The sequence below is a fragment of the Paraburkholderia sp. PAMB 6770 genome, assembly GCF_057748135.1.
In genome coordinates this window covers 1,237,908-1,256,214 of record NZ_CM173238.1, presented here as the reverse complement: position 1 = coordinate 1,256,214, position 18,307 = coordinate 1,237,908, and the positions used below count along the sequence as shown (strand labels likewise).

The window sequence follows — 18,307 nt, the reverse complement described above, 5'->3', positions numbered from 1 at the left end:
GGATGCGACGGTGCGGCTGGCGTGGACGGAGAACCGCAGCGCGCGCTCAGCGCCGCTGCGCGGGAGGCTCGAACCACCACATCGAGGTGATCCAGTCGACCGCCGAATAGTACAGCGGCAGCGTCTTCGGCCACGCGAGGCCGCGCCTGAACGCGACCCGGTGCACATTGCTGTACCAGTGCGGAACGACATAATAACCATGCATCAGCACGCGGTCGAGCGCGTGGCTCGCGTCGAGCAGCTGGTCGAAGGTCTGCGCGTGCACGAGCGCGTGCAGCAGCGCATCGACCGCCGGCGACTTCAGCCCGAACAGGTTGCCCGAGCCCTGCACACCGGCGGACTTGCTGCCGAACTCGTCGACGAGATCGGTGCCCGGCACCTGCTCGTCGGGAAACTTGATGATCGTCGCGTCGAAGTCGAATGCATCCAGCCGCTTCTGGTAGACCGCGAAATCCATCGCGCGATAGTTCACCGTAATGCCGAGCTTCGCGAGGTTGCGCTGATACATCGCCATGACGGGGGCCCATGCGGCCGTGCCCGACGAGTCGTCGAGCATCTCGAACACGAACGGCACGCCCGCAGCGTTGCGCAGCGCGCCGTCGCGATAGTGCCAGCCGGCCGCGTTCAGCAGTGCGCGCGCCTTCAGCAGGTTTGCGCGCAGCGAGCCCGGCGGGTCGGTATCGGGCTGGACCGGCATCGGGCCGAACACCGCGGGATCCAGCACGCTGCGCCACGGCGCGAGCAGCGCGAGCTCGCCGGGACCGGGCATGCCCTTCGCCTGGAACGGCGTGTTCACAAAATAGCTGTCGATGCGCGTGTACTGGTTGTAGAACAGTTGCCGGTCGAGCCACTGGAAATCCAGTGCGAGATCGAGCGCCTCGCGCACGCGCACGTCCTGGAACAGCGGACGGCGCAGGTTCAGCACGAAGCCCTGCATGCCGTTGCCGTTGTGCTGCGCAAACTCGCGCTTGATGAGCTCGCCGCTGTCGTAGCGCTTGCCGACATCGCGCCGCACCCAGTTGCGCGCGATGTTCTCGACCATCGCGTCGTATTCGCCGGCCTTGAACGCTTCGCGGCGCGCGGTGTCGTCCGAGTACAGCTTGTAGGTGATGCGCGCGAAGTTGTACATGCCGACGCGCACCGGCAGCGCAGCGCCCCAGTAATGCGGGTCGCGCCGGTACGTGATCGTGCGGCCATTGCTGTAGCGCTCGATCAGATACGGGCCGCTGCCGATCGGCGGCTGGAACGCGAGCTGGTCGAACGGCACGCGCGTGCCGTCCGGCTTCATCCCCCACTTGTGCGAGAACACCGGGATCCCGCCCGCCAGCAGCGGCAATTCGCGGTTGCGCTCGCGAAAATCGAAGCGGATCGTCAGCGGATCGATCACCACTGCGCGCGTGATATCGGCGAAGTACGACGCGAACTGCGGCGCGGCAAGCGGCCCCTTCAACGTGTCGAACGAGTACTTGACGTCGGCCGCGGTGACCGGGTCGCCGTTCGAGAAATGCGCGTGCGGATTGATGTGGAAGGTCACCGAAAGACCGTCGGGCGCGACGCGGATGTCGTCCGCAAGCAGGCCGTACTCGGTGGCGACTTCATCGGCGCTGCTGAGCGCGAGGCTCTCGAACATCAGCCCGATGCCCGGCGCCGCATTGCCGCGCAGCGTGAACGGATTGAACTTGTCGAAGCTCGTCTGCCGGTCGGGATTCGCGAGCACCAGTGTGCCGCCCTTCGGCGCATCCGGATTCACGTAATCGAAGTGCGCAAAGCCGGGCGGGTACTTCGGCTCGCCATACTGCGCGATCGCGTCGGCGGCCTGCGCGGGCGGCGCGCCCGCGAGCGCGGCACACGCCGCGGCGGCCAGCATCGGCGCAGCCGCCCGGATGCGCGGCGCGATGCGCCACAGCCACTGCGCGATACCGCATACCCCTGCACGAGGCGCATGAATCCTTCGCGAGCCAGTTGTCATGGAGGCCTTGCCAGGGGATCGGGTCGGAGGGGTGGTTGCAATGTGAGAGAATTCTACCCAATAATCCCGCGCGATCCCGCACATCCGACCCCGCGGCGCGTCGACTTAATAGGAGAATTCATGGGCTTCCTCGCTGGTAAACGAATCCTGCTGACCGGGCTGCTGTCGAACCGTTCGATCGCATACGGCATCGCACAGGCCTGCAAGCGCGAAGGCGCCGAACTGGCGTTCACGTATGTCGGCGACCGCTTCAAGGACCGCATCACCGAATTCGCCGCGGAATTCGGCAGCGACCTCGTGTTTCCGTGCGACGTCGCGGACGATGCGCAGATCGACGCGCTGTTCGCGTCGCTGAAGACGCACTGGGACAGCCTCGACGGCCTGGTCCACTCGATCGGCTTTGCGCCGCGCGAAGCGATCGCCGGCGACTTTCTCGACGGCCTCACGCGCGAGAATTTCCGGATCGCGCACGACATTTCGGCCTATAGCTTCCCCGCGCTCGCCAAGGCCGCGCTGCCGATGCTCTCGCCCGACGCGGCGCTGCTCACGCTCAGCTACCTCGGTGCCGAGCGCGCCATTCCGAACTACAACACGATGGGGCTCGCGAAGGCCGCGCTCGAAGCCAGCGTGCGCTATCTCGCGGTCTCGCTCGGCGCGAAGGGCGTGCGCGTGAACGCGATCTCGGCAGGCCCGATCAAGACGCTCGCCGCGAGCGGCATCAAGGGCTTTGGCAAGATTCTCGAGTTCGTCGAGGACAATGCGCCGCTCAGGCGCAACGTGACGATCGAGCAGGTCGGCAACTCGGCCGCGTTCCTGCTGTCGAATCTCGCGGCGGGCATCACGGCGGAGATCGTGCACGTCGACAGCGGCTTCAATGCGGTGGTCGGCGGAATGGCTGCCGCAGCGGAGTAAGCGGCACAGGATGCGCCGCGCCCGCGGCGCCGCGGTCTCCCCGACCCGCGGGAACACACGGGCCGAACAACAAAAAACCGCCTTTGCAGGCGGTTTTTTGTTGTGTGCGCAACGCGCTTAATGCCAGCGGCCGTTATCGCCCCAGCGGCCGTGATCCCCCCAGCGCCCGCCGCCATGATGACGGTACCAGTCGTTGCGCGACCAGTAGCGGCGGCCATCCCAGTAGCGGTCGCCATGCCAGCCGATCACGATCGACGGACCACCGTAATAGACCGGTGCTGGTTGATAGACGACCGGCGGCGGAGGCGGCGGCGGCGCGTAGACCGGTGCAGGCGCGACATACACCGGCGCAGGAATCCCGATGTTGAACCCGACGCTGACGCCAGCCATGGCAGCGCCCGAAGCGCCCAGCGCGAGCACCCCGATCATCAGCGAAGCAAGACGAATGGACTTCATGGCATTCACCTTTTTTGAGAAGTGTGGTGTTGACGCCAATATAGCGCAAGGCCGCTTCCCGCGTATTTCAAGTTTGTAAGAACTGATGCATATCGTCGTGGGCAGATGCGCAGGGTAACGTTTGGTTACACGCGTGCGGCATTAAGTGAACAAGCCGCCGCGATGTAATACATTCTCGCGCGTCATCGCGCCGTCGCAGACCGCCGCGTCGCCACGGCATCGCTTGAATCGTTCGGATTCCGTATTATTCCATGCCCGTTTTCAGGTGAAGGCGGCGAATCTGGACAACACCCTGCATCACGCAAACCGGAAGACCGGCGCGCTGAAAAACAAAAACCCCGTAAGTCCTCGAACTTACGGGGTTCCGCCGCCATTTCTGGCGGAGACGGAGGGATTCGAACCCTCGATCCAGGTTTTGGCCCAGATGCTCCCTTAGCAGGGGAGTGCCTTCGACCTCTCGGCCACGTCTCCCAAACTTTTCGTCGTGCAGGGAGTCAGCGCGACGAAGGCAAGATCATAGCGGGTTTAGGCGCGAAGGTCAAACTCTGGCACGCATTTTTTATCTGGGCTCAGGCGCGCCGAACCCGCCGCGCTCAGGCCTGGTCGAGTTCGAACGCCTTGTGCAGCGCGCGGACCGCGAGTTCCATGTATTTCTCGTCGATCAGCACCGAAATCTTGATTTCCGAGGTCGAGATCATCTGGATGTTGATGCCCTCTTCCGACAGCGTGCGGAACATCTTGCTCGCGATGCCGACGTGCGAGCGCATGCCTACGCCGACCACGGAGACCTTCGACACCTTCGGATCGCCCAGCACCTGCTCGGCCTTCACATGCTCCTTCACCTGGCCTTCGAGGATGTCCATCGCGCGCTGATAATCGCCGCGCCCGACCGTGAACGTGAACGCAGTCTTGCCCTCGACACTCTGGTTCTGGATGATCATGTCGACGTCGATATTGGCGTCCGCCACCGGGCCGAGAATCTGGTACGCGATGCCGGGCTTGTCGGGCACACCCATCACGGCAATGCGTGCTTCGTCGCGCTGGAACGCGATGCCCGAGATGACTGCTTTTTCCATGGTCTCGTCTTCTTCAAAAGTAATCAGCGTGCCCGAGTTCATTTCGTCTTCGAGCGGAATCAGCGGATCGGTCAGGCTCGACAGCACCCGGGTCTTCACCTGATATTTGCCGGCGAATTCCACCGAGCGGATCTGCAGCACCTTCGACCCGAGGCTCGCCATCTCCAGCATCTCTTCGAACGTCACGCGGTCGAGCCGGCGCGCCTCTTCCACCACGCGCGGGTCGGTCGTATAGACGCCGTCGACGTCGGTGTAGATCAGGCACTCGTCGGCCTTCAGCGCCGCCGCCACCGCCACCGCCGACGTGTCGGAGCCGCCGCGTCCGAGCGTCGTGATGTGGCCGTCGGGATCGATCCCCTGGAAGCCCGTGATCACGACCACCTTGCCGGCGTCGAGGTCGCGCAGCACGCGCGCGCCGTCGATCTCGCTGATGCGCGCCTTCGTGAACGCGCTATCGGTGCGCACCGGCACCTGCCAGCCCGCGTAGCTGACCGCGTCGACGCCCGCCTCCTGCAGCGCGATCGCCAGCAGCCCCGAGCTGACCTGCTCGCCGGTCGCCGCGATCATGTCGAGCTCACGCGGGCTCGGCTGTGCCGAAAGCCCCTTCGCGAGGCCGAGCAGACGATTCGTTTCGCCCGACATCGCAGACGGCACGACGACCATCCGGTGACCGGCCTTGTGCCATTTTGCGACGCGCTTCGCGACGTTCTGGATGCGCTCGACCGAGCCCATCGAAGTGCCGCCGTATTTGTGTACGATGAGTGCCATTGTCGTTCTGTACTGGAGAAGAAACCGCGCGGGCACGCTGGAGACGACCGCTGGATCCGCCCGCTGCGCGCGCCGTTTGGCAACGACCGGCAGCAAGGGCGTGACAGCGTGGAAGCAGCGCATATGCGACACGCGCGACACGCGGATGGACCCGCGAAGGATCGCGAGGCGCTGCACACGATGACCGGAAAGTTGACGGAAAATCCGAAAAAGGGCCGGAAACGTGCGAAGACCACGTGTGAAAACCGCGTGAAAAGCAGTCGTAAAAAGCGGCTCGGGCAAACGCCATACGCTACCTGATCGAGCGCGAAATTACAAGCCGCGCGGGGCGTCGACGCCGCGTGCGGGTCCCGGCTCCCGGGCACACGAGGCGACATGACAGGGCGGCACATCCACGCGTGCGGCCCGCGCGCCAGCGCACCCCGTGCATCGCGTCGCCGCGCCGCGCTCAGGCGATCAGCAGGTCCTCGCGCCATTCGATCCGCACGTACGCATCGCCGGGTGGCGACACCGCGTCGAGCGCGCCGGCATTCAGCCCCACGCGCGGCACGAACAGCAGCCGTTCGCCGACGAACAGCAACGGCACGTCGCGTTTCCATGCGGGCACGCCGCGCGCCTGGAACAGGTTCTTCAGCGTGCGGCTCGCGCCCTGCCCGCTCTCGCGCATGCGCTCGCCGCCGCGGCGCGAGCAGGCAATGAGCGGCGCCGAACGCAGCAACGCAACCGGCACCGCACCCGGCTCGCGCGGCGCCGCGGGAATGAACAGAAACGTGCCGCGCCACTGCGGCAGACGCCAGATCGCTTCACCGCGCCAGTCGAGCCGGCTCGCGGGACGTTCGGCGAATGAGGTCTCGTCGGCCGGCTCGCGGCTGTCGCCCGCCTCCCAGTAGATCGCGCCGCGGTAGCTGCGCAGCGCCTGACCCGCATGGTCGACGCGCAGCGCGCCGTCCTCGCGTGCTTCGCGCAACTGCCGCAACGCGTCGCGCAAGCGCGCGCTCGACGCCGCCGGCAAACCGAGCGAACGGATCCAGTAGCGCAGCAGGTTGAGCGCGCGGTCGTCGTCGAGCGCGAGCAGCGCGGCGCGCGACAACGCAGAGTCGTCGCCGCACTGCGCGGCGGCGAAATCGATGCGCGCAAGTTCGTCGAGCAGTCGCTGCGCGGCGGCGGCGTGCGCGGCCGTGCGCGCAAGCGCATCGCGAAAGCCGGGGAAGTGGATTGCGAGCGCCGGCATCACGTCGTGCCGCAGCGCATTGCGCGCGTAGCGCGTGTCGGCGTTCGATTCGTCGTCGATCCAGCCCGGCGTGTGCTGCTGCGCATACTGCGACAGTTGCGCGCGCAACAGATGCAGCAGCGGCCGTCCGCGCTCGACACCGCCGCCCGGCGGCCGCCGCGTCGGCGCCATCGCCGCGAGTCCCGCGAGACCTGCGCCGCGCAGCAGTTGCAGCAGCACCGTCTCGGCCTGGTCGTCCGCATGCTGCGCGAGCCAGAGCGCGGCCACGCCGGCCTGCGCGCACATCGCGTCGAGCGCGCGGTAGCGCGCGTCGCGCGCGGCCGCTTCCACGCTCGCGCCGGGCGTGCGCACCCGCTCGACGCGCTGCGCGGCAAACGCAACGCCGCGCGCGCGCGCAAACGCATCGCAATGCGCCAGCCATTGATCGGCATGCGGACTCAGACCGTGATGCACGTGCAGCGCGACGCAGCGCGCCGCGCCGCCGACCCGCACCGCCGCATCGAGCAGCACCGACGAATCGAGTCCACCGCTGAACGCGATCGCCACCCGCGCGCGCGCCGGCAACGCGGCAAACGCCGCTTCGAGCGCCTCGATCACGAGGCGCCCGGCGGTGGAATCAGCGGAATGGGTCACGGCATGAAGGCGCGGCGCGCCTCGTCGGATCGGAAGAGCGAACGCCGGCTCACGCGCCAGGCGTCGTTTCCTTGAACTTGCCGTACGCCATCAGCCGCTCGAAACGGCGATCGCGCAGGTCGGACACGCTCATGCCCTGCAGTTGACGCAGCGAGTCCGCGAGCGCACGGCGCAGCAGCGCCGCCATGCCCTTCGGATCGCGATGCGCGCCGCCGAGCGGTTCGTTGACGATCTTGTCGATGAGGCCGAGCGCCTTCAGCCGGTGCGCGGTCAGGCCGAGCGCCTCGGCCGCCTCCGGCGCCTTCGCCGCGCTCTTCCACAGGATCGACGCGCAGCCTTCCGGCGAGATCACCGAGTAGGTGGAGAACTGCAGCATCAGCACGCTGTCGGCCACCGCAATGGCGAGCGCGCCGCCGGAGCCGCCTTCGCCGATCACCGTCGTGATCACCGGCGTCTTCAGCTCGGCCATCACATACAGGTTGCGGCCGATCGCCTCCGACTGGCCGCGCTCTTCGGCGCCGATGCCCGGATAAGCGCCCGGCGTATCGACGAACGAGAAGATCGGCAGACCGAACTTCTCGGCGAGACGCATCAGCCGTTCGGCCTTGCGATACCCCTCGGGACGCGGCATGCCGAAATTGCGCAGCGAGCGCTCCTTCGTGTCGCGCCCTTTCTGATGGCCGATCACCATGCAGGCCTGGCCATTGAAGCGCGCGAGGCCGCCGACGATCGCGAGATCGTCCGCGAACGCGCGGTCGCCGTGCAGTTCGTGGAAATCGGTGAACAGTTCGTTCACGTAGTCGAGCGTGTACGGACGCTGCGGATGGCGCGCGATCTGCGACACCTGCCACGGGCTCAGGTTCGCGTACAGATCCTTCGTGAGCTGCTGGCTCTTCTTCGAGAGCCGCTCGATCTCTTCCGAAATATCGACGGCCGAATCGTCCTGCACGAAGCGCAATTCTTCGATTTTCGCTTCGAGCTCGGCGATGGGCTGTTCGAAATCCAGAAAGGTGGTCTTCATTGGTTGTAATCCTTGGACTTACCGGCAGCGCGTATTCTAACCGCGCCCGCCGAAGTCAAAACTTGCCCGAAACTATCGACCTGAAAAAATCGATAGGTCACGCAAACGCGCGCTCAGCCGCCGGCCGCGAGCGGGTCGAGGCTGCGCCACATATACCAGGTGGCCACGGTGCGCCACGGTTCCCAGTTCGCGGCAACCTCGCGCGCCTCGCTGCGGGTGACCGGTTCGCCGCTGAAGTAATTCAGACTGATCGCGCGAATCAGGCCGAGGTCGTCGAGCGGCAGCACATCGGGACGCGAGAGGTTGAAGATCAGGAACATCTCCGCGGTCCAGCGGCCGATGCCGCGAATCTGCGTGAGCTCGGCGATGACCGCCTCGTCTTCCATCGACGTCCACTTGCCGACATGCAGCGCGCCCGATACGAAGTGCTCGGCGAGATCGAGAATGTACTCGGCCTTGCGCTTCGACAGCCCGCAACCGGTCAGTCCGTCGTGTCCGACGCGGATGAACTGCTGCGGCACGAGCTTCGGGCACACGCTTTCGACGCGCGCCCATGCGGCCTGCGCGGACGGCACCGACACCTGCTGCCCGACGACCGAGCGCGCGAGCGTGACGAACGGATCGTCGCGCGGCGTCAGATGCACGGGGCCGAATTTCGGAATCAGCTTCTTCAGGATGCGGTCGCGCTTCACGAGGTCGGCGCACGCGCGGTCCCAGTACGTGGGGCGGGTGGCTTCCGCGTGCGCATGCGCGCCGGCGACCGGCGCGACGGCCGGGTCGTACGCGCGGCGCGCGCCGTCGACCACGGTTTCGGCCTCGCCTGCGCCGTCGGGCGCGGCGGGCGCCGCGCCGTTGCCGGTCTGCGCCCGGGTGCGCGCGCTGCCGGCGGGTTTGCTGGCACGCGCGCCACTGCCATTGAGCGCGCGCTTCGCGACCGGCTGCACGGCGTCTTCGGCACGCTTGCCGGCTGCCTTCACGTTGCCGTCGACCGCCTGCGCCTCGCGCGCCTCGCGCGCGCGCTTCGCCGCACCTGCCGCACTGCTGTGAGACGCGGCCCGTTTAGCCGGCGTCTTCGTGGCCGTTGCCATCCTGCCTCCTGCCTGGCGAGTCGATCAGAGGGAACCGTGCGCCGCGTTCATACGCGCCGCCACTCGGTCAGCCCGCCCGGTTTGTCTTCGAGTGCAATCCCGGCTTCGAGCAACTCGGCCCGGATCCGGTCTGCCGCCGCATAGTCCTTCGCCTGCTTCGCGGCCGTGCGCGCGGCGATCTTCGCTTCGATCGCGGCCGCGTCCGGCGCGCCTTCGCCCGCATGGCCGGCCGCCTGCTGCAAATAGGCGCGCGGCGCGCGGCCGAGCAGCCCGAGCAGCTGCGCGAGCGCGCGCAACTGGCGCGCAAGCGCAGCGTCGCGCGTGCGGTTCACTTCGCCCGCCAGTTCGAACAACACCGCCACCGCGACCGGCGTGTTGAAGTCGTCGTTCATCGCCGCGCGAAAACGCTGCGCGTGCGCCTCGTTCCAGTCGAGCGCGCGGGCGTCGGGCGCGACGTCCTTCAGCGCCGTGTACAGCCGCGTGAGCGCGTTGCGCGCGTCGTCGATATGCGTGTCGCTGTAGTTCAGCGGCGAGCGGTAATGCGCGCGCGCAATGAAGAACCGCACCACTTCGGCATCGTAGCGCTCGAGCACTTCACGGATCGTAAAGAAGTTGCCGAGCGACTTCGACATCTTTTCATTGTCGATCTGAACGTAGCCGTTGTGCATCCAGTAATTGACAAACGTTTGACCGGTCGCCCCTTCGCTTTGCGCGATCTCGTTCTCGTGGTGCGGAAACTGCAGGTCCTGGCCGCCGCCGTGGATGTCGAAGCGCTCGCCGAGCAGCGCGCAGCTCATCGCCGAACATTCGATATGCCAGCCGGGCCGCCCGCGTCCGTACGGCGATTCCCAGCCGGTGTCGGCGGGCTCCTCTGGCTTCGCCTGCTTCCACAGCACGAAGTCGAGCGGGTCCTGCTTGGCGTCGTTGGCGGCGACGCGCTCGCCCGCGCGCAGGTCTTCGAGCGACTTGCCCGAGAGCCTGCCGTAGCCGGCGAATTTGCGCACCGCGTAGTTCACGTCGCCGTCGGTCGCCCGGTACGCGTAGCCGTTCGCTTCGAGACGCCCGATCATGCCGAGCATCTGCGGGATATAGCCGGTCGCGCGCGGCTCGTGATCGGGGCGGGCGATGCCGAGCGCATCCGCATCTTCATGCAGCGCGGCAATGAAGCGGTCGGTCAGCGCCTTGATCGTCTCGCCGTTCTCCACCGCGCGACGGATGATCTTGTCGTCGATGTCGGTAATGTTGCGCACGTAGGTCACCGCGTAGCCGAGCGTGCGCAGCCAGCGCTGCACGATATCGAACACGACCATCACGCGCGCGTGGCCGATGTGGCAGTAGTCGTACACCGTCATCCCGCAGACGTACATGCGCACGACGCCTTCCTGCAGCGGCACGAAAGTTTGCTTGTCACGCGTGAGCGTGTTGTAGATACGCAGTGATTCCATAGAGACGATGCGTGGGCCGAAGGACATCCACCTTGTTTCGCGCGCCCCGCTCTGGCGCATGCGCGCGAAGCAGGACACGAACAGCAGCTTGCCGGGCAGTGCGAGAGCGTACCCGATGCGGCGCTCAGACTGCACTCAAGGCGGGGACGACCACGAGTGGCGATAAGACAGTCCGCGGTTCGACGGAACGCGCAGACGTTTTGTTAGAATGGCTCGGAGTATAACATCCCGATCCGAGCCTATGAAATCTTCCAGCGGCCGCGCGCGCAGCGCCGCGACCCTCGCGGCAACGGCCTTGTGCGGCCTCGCCGCCCTGCTCCTGCCGGGCGCGAGCGCGTATGCGCAGAAGACGCCCGTGTTCAGCAACGGACCGGCCGTGCGCGACGGCACCCCGGCAATCGACGCACTGATCGCGCAGAAAAACTGGCCCGCCGCGCTCACGCAACTCGATGCGCGCATCGCTTCGCATCCGCGCGACGTGCAGGCGCAGTTCAAGCGCGCCACGGTGCTCGTGTACCTGAATCGCGACAGCGACGCGATCGCGGCGTACGTCGCGCTCACCCAGGCCTACCCCGAACTGCCGGAGCCATACAACAACCTCGCCGCGCTCTACGCAAAGGAAGGCCGCTACGAGGAAGCCCGCGAGACGCTCGAAACCGCGACGAAAGCCAACCCGAACTACGGGCTCGCCTACGAGAATCTCGGCGACCTGTATCTGCGGCTCGCCGCGTCGGCTTACCAGCGCGCCGCCGATCTCGGCGAGGCGAGCGGCCCCACGCAGCAGCGCCTGGCCGACATCCGCGAGATCGTCTCGCCGCACCCCGGCACGCCGGCGAAAAAAGCAGCGCCCGCCGCGCGCGCGCAGACCGCGCCATCGGACGTGGTGCCGGCGCCGAGCTTCCAGTTCGGCGGCTCGAACGGCCCGCTCGCGATGCCGCCCTATACGGCGCCGTCGCAATAGCGGCCACCCGCGGGGGCGCCGGCTCGCGCGCCCACCCTTTTTCCACGCATTTTCCCACCCCGAGGACTCTCATGAAATGGTTGATGCTGGCGCTCGGCGGCGCCACCCTGATCGCCACCGCGCCGGTGTTCGCGCAGTCCGCGCAGGCCACCCACCCGGTCGTGCTGTTCAAGACCACGGACGGCGATTTCCGCGTCGCGCTGAACCCCGAGAAAGCGCCGAAGACCGTCGCGAACTTCCTCGAATACGTGAAGTCCGGCCAGTACAGCGGCACGATCTTCCATCGCGTGATCCCCGGCTTCATGATCCAGGGCGGCGGCTACACGCAGAGCTACGCCGAGAAGCCGACCCGCGCGCCGATCCCGCTCGAAAGCCGCAACGGCCTGAAAAACGTGGCCGGGACCATCGCGATGGCCCGCACGAGCGATCCGAATTCGGCAACCGCGCAATTCTTCATCAATACCGTCGACAACCCGGGGCTCGACTATCCGGGTCAGGACGGCTACGGCTATGCCGTGTTCGGCAAGGTCGTCTCCGGCATGGATGTCGTGAAGAAGATCGAAGGCACGCCGACCACGACTCGCGGCCCGATGGCCAACGTGCCGGTCACGCCGGTCGTGATCGAATCCGCCACGGTGGTCAGCCAGTAAGCCCGCCCGCGCGGCACGCACCCGCAAGGCCGCGCGCCGCGCCCTTCCCCCACCCGTTCATCAAGGAATGCCATCATGGTTGAACTGCATACGAATCACGGCGTCATCAAGCTCGAACTGGACGCCGCGAAAGCCCCGAAATCGGTCGAGAACTTCCTCAGCTACGTGAAGGCCGGCCACTACGACAACACCGTGTTTCACCGCGTAATCGACGGCTTCATGATCCAGGGCGGCGGCTTCGAGCCCGGCATGAAGCAGAAGCCGACCCTTGAGCCGATCGAGAACGAGGCGAACAACGGCCTGAAGAACGTGGTCGGCTCGATCGCGATGGCGCGCACCAACGATCCGCACTCCGCCACCGCGCAGTTCTTCATCAACGTCAACGACAACGACTTCCTGAACCACTCGTCGCCGACCCCGCAAGGCTGGGGCTACGCGGTGTTCGGCAAGGTCGTCGAGGGTCTCGACGTGCTCGAGAAGATCAGGAAGGTGAAGACCGGCTCGAAGGGCTTTCATCAGGACGTGCCGGTCGAGGACGTCGTCATCGAGAAAGCCGTCGTCGTCGACTGAGCCCCTGTGCCGCGCGCACGCGCCACATCGCGTGCGCGCGCCGTGCAGACCGCAACCGTTTTCAGGCACCCACCGATGCTGCAAGAAACGCCGCTGCGAGGCGTCGCCGCGGGCGTGCCTGGCGAAGATGACCGCCGGCGCGTCGCGCGCCCCTACTTCTTCCTCTCCGACCTGCATCTGGGCGAGGCGATCCCGCGCACGGTCGCGGCATTCGAGCACTTCGTGCGCGTCACGGCGGAGCAGGCCGACTCCGTGTTCATTCTCGGCGACCTGTTCGAATACTGGATCGGCGACGACATGCTCGCGGATCCGTTCATCGCCCGCATCGCGGCGCTGCTGCATACGCTCACCGAGCGCGGCATCGCGCTCTACATCATGCACGGCAACCGCGACTTCCTGCTGGGCCGGCGCTTCATGCAGGCCGCGGGCGCCGTCTGGCTGCCGGATCCGTTCGTGATCACCGCATTCGGCACGCGCATCGCGCTCGCGCATGGCGATGCGCTATGCACGGACGATCGCGGCTATATGCGGTTTCGCCGCATCGCGCGCTGCCGCGTCGCCCAGCGGCTGTTTCTTGCGTGGCCGTTCCGCTGGCGCGCGGCGCTCGCGCGCCGCATGCGCGCGGCAAGCGAAGAAGGCCGCGCCCGGCCCGTATCGCCGAAATACGACGTCACGCGCGAAGGCGTGGCGGCGCTGTTTCGCCAGACCGGCACGCACGTGATCATCCACGGCCACACGCACCGGCCGGCGCGTCACCGCGAACCCGACGGCACGCGCTGGGTATTGCCCGACTGGGATCTCGATCACGGCGAGCCGCGCGGCGGCTATCTGCGCGCCGACGCGGAAGGCTTGCGCGCGCTGCCGCTCGACTGACGCGCGTCAGCGGCAGAGGTTGAGCGGTGGTTGAGCACAGTGAGGACCACCAGGCAGACGATGCGGCCTCGCTGCGGCCGCCGATCAGGGCCGCGCAAAGAATCGGCGAAGAACCCGGGAAGAACCCGCGAAAAATCAGCGCTCCGTGCCGACGACGCCGTCCGCCCGGCCGTCGATCGCGGCCGACAGGCGATGCAGGTCGCGCAGCGCACCTTCCGCGCCTTGCATCGCTTCGAGGCTCGCGCCGAGCCGTTCGAGCGCGGCCACGATCTCGTCGATGCGCTGCGCCTGCGTCGCCGCATGATCGATCAGGCCGTGCAGCGCGAGCGACACCGGATCGTCCGCATTCGGCGCAATGCCGTACGCGCAAAAGCCCTGGCGCGCCGCCGGCAGCGTATCCGCGGCGGCCGCGCCGGAAGCGCCTGCCGAAGAGGCCGCCGATGGGCTGGATGCACCGCCCGCCGCCGGCACGATGACGCGCGCCGGATTGCCGACCGCCGTGCCGCCCGCGGGCACCGGCTTCACGACCACCGCGTTCGAGCCGATCTTCGCGTTCTCCCCGACCGTGAAGCCGCCGAGCACCTTCGCGCCCGCCCCGACGATCACGCCGCACCCGAGCGTCGGATGCCGCTTCGCCCCGCGCGTGAGCGAGGTGCCGCCGAGCGTCACGCCCTGATAGATCGTGCAGTCGTCGCCGATCTCGGCGGTCTCGCCGATCACGACGCCCATTCCGTGGTCGATGAACACACGGCGGCCGATCGTCGCGCCCGGATGAATTTCGATGCCGGTCAGAAAGCGGGCGAACTGCGACACCAGGCGCGCGAGCCAGCGCCGCTTCGCCCGCCAGCACGCGTGCGCGAGGCGGTGCAGCACGAGCGCGTGCAACCCCGGATAGCACGTGAGCACTTCCCAGGCGCTGCGGGCGGCGGGATCGCGCTCGCGGATCGAAGCAATGTCTTCGCGAAGTCTCGTGAACATGGTGGAAACGCAGGCCCGGAGGACAGGACGGCCATACGGCAGCGCGCGGCCGCCCGCAGGAACGCCGGCGCCGCGCGGCAGCCGGCCGGATATCTGTGGGGCATTGTAGGGCGAGAGGCGCGCCGCTTGCCGGATGCCCCCGCTGGCGTCAAGGTCGCCGCAGGGGCGGGCGCCCGGCATGGCCTTCCGTGTGGCCCGGCTGTGCGGCCTGGCTGTGTGACCTGGCTGTGTGACCTGGCTGCGTGGCGTGGCTTTGTGGCCTGGCTGTGCGGCCCGGCTGTGCGGCCCGGCTGTGCGGCCTGGCTGTGCAGCCTTCCGTGCAGCCCTCTGCGCGCCCCGCGAACCTTAGCGCGGACCGTCGTGCGGCCCGTTGATCCTCAGCAGGATATGCTTCGCGATGCCCCGCACGATGTTCACCTCTTCGCGCTCCAGCCCGGCGCGAGCGAACAGGCGGCGCAGCCGCGACATCAGCTTCTTGGGGTTGGCCGGATCCAGAAAATCGAGTGCGATCAGCGCATTTTCCAGGTGTACGTACATCCGCTCGATGTCGTCGCTCGACGCGCGCACCACGGCCGGCTCCTGCGCGCCGCCGTCCTCGGGCGCCCCGACGTAGGCGGTGCGCAGTTCGTACGCGAGCACCTGAACCGCCTGCGCGAGGTTCAGCGAGCTATACGCCGGATTCGCCGGAATATGCGCGAGCACGCTGCACCGCTCGACGTCCTCGTTCGACAGGCCGGTACGCTCGTTGCCGAACACCAGCGCCACGTCGCCCTGCGCCGAATGCGCGCGCGCGTGCGCCGCCGCGGCGCGCGGCGCGAACTGCGGCGGGCCGTATTCACGCAGCCGCGCGGTCAGCGCGACCGACCAGTGCACGCCGGCGAGCGCGTCGGCGAGCGTCGGCACCACGTGGGCGGCGGCGAGCACGTCGTCGGCGCCGCTTGCCATCGCGATCGCTTCGGGGTCCGACTGCACGTGCGCGACGCGCGGCGCGACCAGCACGAGACGCGAGAAACCCATCGTCTTCAGCGCGCGTGCCGCCGCGCCGACATTGCCGGGGTGGCTGGGCTCGACGAGCACGAAGCGGGTCGACGTAAAACCGCCGCGCACGGGCACGGCGCTGTCCGGTACGCACAGTTCGGCGGGCGGCGACGGATTCGGAGACTGGGACGTGGTCACGATGGAAACGGGGAGCGCAAAAACCCATTATGTTAGCGCCAACCGCGCGCCGGTTCGCGCCGCGCGACTGCAGCAGCGACGCCGAGTCGGGTAAAATACGCAGATTGTGCGCCGCCCGCGTGGCCGCGCCCCGTTCTTACCCAATTCGTCTCCGTGGACGGAACACGCCGGCAGGCGTGCGTTCCGCGCTGTTTCCGCCGACTTCAGCCGATTTCGGCTCCATTACCGGGCAGCCGCCATGCTGCGCCGGCACAAGGATACTGGCTCATGCATCCCATGCTCAATATCGCGGTCAAGGCCGCCCGCCGCGCGGCGCAGATCATCACCCGGGCATCGCTCGACCTCGACCTGATCCAGGTCAGCAAGAAACAGCACAACGATTTCGTCACGGAGGTCGACAAGGCGTCGGAAGCGGCGATCATCGAAACGCTGAAAACCGCCTACCCGGATCACGCGATCCTCGCCGAGGAATCCGGCCGCTCGGAGAACGAATCCGAGTACCAGTGGATCGTCGATCCGCTCGACGGCACGACGAACTTCATTCACGGCTTCCCGTACTACTGCGTGTCCATCGCGCTCGCGCACAAGGGCATCGTCACGCAGGCCGTCGTCTACGATCCGAACAGCAACGATCTGTTCACCGCGTCGCGCGGCCGCGGCGCGTTCCTCAACGACCGCCGCATCCGCGTCGCGCGGCGCGACCGCCTCGCGGATGCCCTGATCGGCACCGGCTTTCCGTTTCGCGAAACCGACGGACTCGACGCCTATGCGCGCCTGTTCACCGAAATGACCGAGTCCTGCGCGGGCCTGCGCCGCCCCGGCGCGGCGGCGCTCGATCTGGCCAACGTCGCGGCCGGCCGCCTCGACGGCTTCTTCGAGCAGGGCCTGAATCCGTGGGACGTGGCCGCGGGCAGCCTGCTGATCACCGAGGCGGGCGGCCTCGTCGGCAACTACACCGGCGACTCGGACTTCCTGCACGTCGGCGAGATCGTCGCGGGCAACCCGAAGGTCTACGCGCAGATGGTGCCCCTCCTGTCGCGCTACAGCCGCACCCGCCAGCAGGCGGCGTAACGCGCGCCGGGCGGGGGCGCCTGCCCGCCGCGTTGCCGCCACCCGCGCCGCGCGGCCGGGGCGGCCCCGTTTCGTGCGCGACCTGTCCGGGAGTACGGACGGCACTCCAGACTGCTTCATGAAAAAAGGCTTCTACACGATCATCGCGGCGCAGTTCGTGTCCTCGCTCGCCGACAATGCGCTGCTGATCGCGGCCATCGCGCTGCTCTCGGTCATCGGATCCGCCGCGTGGATGACGCCGCTGCTGCAGATCTTCTTCACGGTCTCCTACGTGCTGCTCGCGCCGTTCGTCGGCGCGTTCGCCGACGCGCTGCAAAAGCGCCACGTGATGTTCGTCTCGAACGCGCTGAAAGCGGGCGGCTGCCTGATGATGATCGCCGGCGTCCATCCGATGATCGCCTACGGCGTGGTCGGCTTCGGCGCGGCGGCGTACTCCCCGGCAAAGTATGGAATCCTGACGGAACTGCTGCCGGCCGAACGGCTCGTCGCGGCCAATGCATGGCTGGAATCGGCCACCGTGCTGTCGACGATCGTCGGCACGATGCTCGGCGGCGCGCTCGTGAGCCATTACGCGCAGCGCCTTGTCGCGCGCACGGCGCTGCCGCTCATCCACTCCGCCGCGGACCTCGCGATGCTCGCCGTGATGCTCACGTACGCGCTCGCGGCACTGCTGAACATCGGCATTCCCGACACCGGCGCGCGTTACCCAAACCGCCTCGCCGAGCCGAAGCGCCTCGTCGACGACTTCGTGCACTGCTTCAACGTACTCTGGCGCGACGAGCTCGCGCAGATCGCGCTGTGGGTCACGACGCTGATGTGGGGCGGCGCCGTCACGCTGCAACTGCTGGTGCTGAAGTGGGCCGACGTCAACCTCGGCCTGTCGCTGTCGAAAGCCGCGCTGATGCAAGGCGTCGCGGGGCTCGGCATTGCGGTCGGCGCGGCCGCCGCCGCGGCGCTGGTGCCGCTGCGCCATTCGCTGAAGGTGCTGCCGGTCGGCATCGTGAGCGGCGCCGTCGCGGTGGCCATGGCGTTTTACGGCAAGGGCCTGTTTCCGGCCGGCGAAGGCTTTCGCGTGGGGCCGTTCGTCGCACCGCTCTATCTGGTGTTCGCGTATCCGCTGATGATCCTGCTCGGCGCGCTGTCGGGCTTTTTCATCGTGCCGATGAACGCGGTGCTGCAGCACCGCGGCGCGACGCTGCTCACCGCCGGACATTCGATCGCGGTACAGAACTTCAACCAGAATCTGGCCGTGCTGCTGATGCTCGGCCTGTACGCGCTGCTGCTCACCGCGCGGCTGCCGGTGCCGTGGATCATCGTGGTGTTCGGCAGCTTCATCACGCTGATGATGGCGCTGGCGCTGCGGCGCAGCCGCGCGAACGCGCGCCGCGTCGACCTGCGCGCCCTGGTCGGCGAGTAAGGCCCGCGGACA

General features: G+C 67.6%; 16 protein-coding genes and 1 tRNA gene. 7 read left to right on the top strand and 10 right to left on the bottom strand.

The window, feature by feature from the left end:
* Nucleotides 1-46: 46 nt before the first annotated feature.
* Nucleotides 47-1,867: an extracellular solute-binding protein gene (locus tag AC3AP7_RS05775; RefSeq protein ID WP_475764613.1), complete on the bottom strand. Its 1,821-nt coding sequence runs from the start codon at nucleotides 1,865-1,867 to the stop codon at nucleotides 47-49.
* A gap of 222 nt (nucleotides 1,868-2,089) precedes the next feature.
* Here AC3AP7_RS05775 and fabI point away from each other — a divergent pair, with 222 nt between their 5' ends.
* Nucleotides 2,090-2,881, top strand: a complete 792-nt coding sequence (gene fabI / locus AC3AP7_RS05770) for an enoyl-ACP reductase FabI (protein ID WP_475764614.1) — start codon at nucleotides 2,090-2,092, stop codon at nucleotides 2,879-2,881.
* Nucleotides 2,882-2,998: 117 nt separating this feature from the next.
* On the opposite strand, the gene AC3AP7_RS05765 is transcribed toward fabI, so the two are convergent.
* The 7 genes from AC3AP7_RS05765 to cysS all read right to left on the bottom strand — a co-directional run bounded on the left by AC3AP7_RS05765 (nucleotide 2,999) and on the right by cysS (nucleotide 10,599).
* Nucleotides 2,999-3,337 carry a hypothetical protein gene (locus AC3AP7_RS05765; protein WP_475764615.1) on the bottom strand — a complete coding sequence of 113 codons (339 nt, stop codon included), beginning with the start codon at nucleotides 3,335-3,337 and terminating at the stop codon, nucleotides 2,999-3,001.
* 377 nt (nucleotides 3,338-3,714) lie between these two features.
* Nucleotides 3,715-3,808, bottom strand: a tRNA-Ser gene (locus AC3AP7_RS05760).
* Between the two features lie 122 nt (nucleotides 3,809-3,930).
* Nucleotides 3,931-5,181, bottom strand: coding sequence for an aspartate kinase (locus AC3AP7_RS05755; RefSeq protein WP_475764616.1), 1,251 nt, complete (start codon nucleotides 5,179-5,181; stop codon nucleotides 3,931-3,933).
* A gap of 448 nt (nucleotides 5,182-5,629) precedes the next feature.
* Nucleotides 5,630-7,045, bottom strand: coding sequence for a tRNA lysidine(34) synthetase TilS (tilS, locus tag AC3AP7_RS05750; RefSeq protein ID WP_475764617.1), 1,416 nt, complete (start codon nucleotides 7,043-7,045; stop codon nucleotides 5,630-5,632).
* Between the two features lie 49 nt (nucleotides 7,046-7,094).
* A complete protein-coding gene (locus AC3AP7_RS05745) occupies nucleotides 7,095-8,066 on the bottom strand; it encodes an acetyl-CoA carboxylase carboxyltransferase subunit alpha (RefSeq protein WP_475764618.1) in 972 nt (323 codons plus the stop codon).
* 113 nt (nucleotides 8,067-8,179) lie between these two features.
* Nucleotides 8,180-9,154, bottom strand: a complete 975-nt coding sequence (locus AC3AP7_RS05740) for a DNA-3-methyladenine glycosylase family protein (RefSeq protein WP_475764619.1) — start codon at nucleotides 9,152-9,154, stop codon at nucleotides 8,180-8,182.
* Between the two features lie 47 nt (nucleotides 9,155-9,201).
* Complete coding sequence (cysS, locus tag AC3AP7_RS05735) at nucleotides 9,202-10,599, bottom strand: cysteine--tRNA ligase (protein ID WP_475764620.1); 1,398 nt, start codon at nucleotides 10,597-10,599, stop codon at nucleotides 9,202-9,204.
* Nucleotides 10,600-10,840: 241 nt separating this feature from the next.
* Between cysS and AC3AP7_RS05730 the strand changes: the two genes are divergently transcribed.
* The 4 genes from AC3AP7_RS05730 (at nucleotide 10,841) to AC3AP7_RS05715 (ending at nucleotide 13,653) form a co-directional block, all read left to right on the top strand.
* Nucleotides 10,841-11,560, top strand: a complete 720-nt coding sequence (locus AC3AP7_RS05730) for a tetratricopeptide repeat protein (RefSeq protein ID WP_475764621.1) — start codon at nucleotides 10,841-10,843, stop codon at nucleotides 11,558-11,560.
* Nucleotides 11,561-11,631: 71 nt separating this feature from the next.
* Complete coding sequence (locus AC3AP7_RS05725) at nucleotides 11,632-12,210, top strand: peptidylprolyl isomerase (RefSeq protein ID WP_475764622.1); 579 nt, start codon at nucleotides 11,632-11,634, stop codon at nucleotides 12,208-12,210.
* Nucleotides 12,211-12,285: 75 nt separating this feature from the next.
* Nucleotides 12,286-12,780 carry a peptidylprolyl isomerase gene (locus AC3AP7_RS05720; protein ID WP_475764623.1) on the top strand — a complete coding sequence of 165 codons (495 nt, stop codon included), beginning with the start codon at nucleotides 12,286-12,288 and terminating at the stop codon, nucleotides 12,778-12,780.
* A 75-nt stretch (nucleotides 12,781-12,855) separates the two neighbouring features.
* Nucleotides 12,856-13,653 carry a UDP-2,3-diacylglucosamine diphosphatase gene (locus AC3AP7_RS05715; protein WP_475764624.1) on the top strand — a complete coding sequence of 266 codons (798 nt, stop codon included), beginning with the start codon at nucleotides 12,856-12,858 and terminating at the stop codon, nucleotides 13,651-13,653.
* Nucleotides 13,654-13,788: 135 nt separating this feature from the next.
* On the opposite strand, the gene cysE is transcribed toward AC3AP7_RS05715, so the two are convergent.
* Both cysE and AC3AP7_RS05705 read right to left on the bottom strand, forming a co-directional pair.
* The gene (gene cysE / locus AC3AP7_RS05710) at nucleotides 13,789-14,631 is read right to left on the bottom strand and encodes a serine O-acetyltransferase (RefSeq protein ID WP_475764625.1); all 843 of its coding nucleotides are present in this window, start codon (nucleotides 14,629-14,631) and stop codon (nucleotides 13,789-13,791) included.
* Between the two features lie 345 nt (nucleotides 14,632-14,976).
* A complete protein-coding gene (locus AC3AP7_RS05705) occupies nucleotides 14,977-15,765 on the bottom strand; it encodes an RNA methyltransferase (protein WP_475768063.1) in 789 nt (262 codons plus the stop codon).
* Between the two features lie 309 nt (nucleotides 15,766-16,074).
* Here AC3AP7_RS05705 and AC3AP7_RS05700 point away from each other — a divergent pair, with 309 nt between their 5' ends.
* Together AC3AP7_RS05700 and lplT are read left to right on the top strand one after the other, a co-directional pair.
* On the top strand, nucleotides 16,075-16,878 hold the full coding sequence (locus AC3AP7_RS05700; RefSeq protein WP_475764626.1) for an inositol monophosphatase family protein: 804 nt from the start codon (nucleotides 16,075-16,077) through the stop codon (nucleotides 16,876-16,878).
* A gap of 118 nt (nucleotides 16,879-16,996) precedes the next feature.
* Nucleotides 16,997-18,295: a lysophospholipid transporter LplT gene (gene lplT, locus AC3AP7_RS05695; protein WP_475764627.1), complete on the top strand. Its 1,299-nt coding sequence runs from the start codon at nucleotides 16,997-16,999 to the stop codon at nucleotides 18,293-18,295.
* Nucleotides 18,296-18,307: the final 12 nt, after the last annotated feature.

What these genes read in the sequence shown, in the direction of transcription:
- AC3AP7_RS05775 (WP_475764613.1), bottom strand. Translation starts at nt 1,867, where the DNA reads ATGCTGGCCGCCGCGGCGTGTGCCGCGCTCGCGGGCGCGCCGCCCGCG.
- fabI (WP_475764614.1), top strand. Translation starts at nt 2,090, where the DNA reads ATGGGCTTCCTCGCTGGTAAACGAATCCTGCTGACCGGGCTGCTGTCG.
- AC3AP7_RS05765 (WP_475764615.1), bottom strand. Translation starts at nt 3,337, where the DNA reads ATGAAGTCCATTCGTCTTGCTTCGCTGATGATCGGGGTGCTCGCGCTG.
- AC3AP7_RS05755 (WP_475764616.1), bottom strand. Translation starts at nt 5,181, where the DNA reads ATGGCACTCATCGTACACAAATACGGCGGCACTTCGATGGGCTCGGTC.
- AC3AP7_RS05745 (WP_475764618.1), bottom strand. Translation starts at nt 8,066, where the DNA reads ATGAAGACCACCTTTCTGGATTTCGAACAGCCCATCGCCGAGCTCGAA.
- AC3AP7_RS05740 (WP_475764619.1), bottom strand. Translation starts at nt 9,154, where the DNA reads ATGGCAACGGCCACGAAGACGCCGGCTAAACGGGCCGCGTCTCACAGC.
- cysS (WP_475764620.1), bottom strand. Translation starts at nt 10,599, where the DNA reads ATGGAATCACTGCGTATCTACAACACGCTCACGCGTGACAAGCAAACT.
- AC3AP7_RS05730 (WP_475764621.1), top strand. Translation starts at nt 10,841, where the DNA reads ATGAAATCTTCCAGCGGCCGCGCGCGCAGCGCCGCGACCCTCGCGGCA.
- AC3AP7_RS05725 (WP_475764622.1), top strand. Translation starts at nt 11,632, where the DNA reads ATGAAATGGTTGATGCTGGCGCTCGGCGGCGCCACCCTGATCGCCACC.
- AC3AP7_RS05720 (WP_475764623.1), top strand. Translation starts at nt 12,286, where the DNA reads ATGGTTGAACTGCATACGAATCACGGCGTCATCAAGCTCGAACTGGAC.
- AC3AP7_RS05715 (WP_475764624.1), top strand. Translation starts at nt 12,856, where the DNA reads ATGCTGCAAGAAACGCCGCTGCGAGGCGTCGCCGCGGGCGTGCCTGGC.
- cysE (WP_475764625.1), bottom strand. Translation starts at nt 14,631, where the DNA reads ATGTTCACGAGACTTCGCGAAGACATTGCTTCGATCCGCGAGCGCGAT.
- AC3AP7_RS05700 (WP_475764626.1), top strand. Translation starts at nt 16,075, where the DNA reads ATGCATCCCATGCTCAATATCGCGGTCAAGGCCGCCCGCCGCGCGGCG.
- lplT (WP_475764627.1), top strand. Translation starts at nt 16,997, where the DNA reads ATGAAAAAAGGCTTCTACACGATCATCGCGGCGCAGTTCGTGTCCTCG.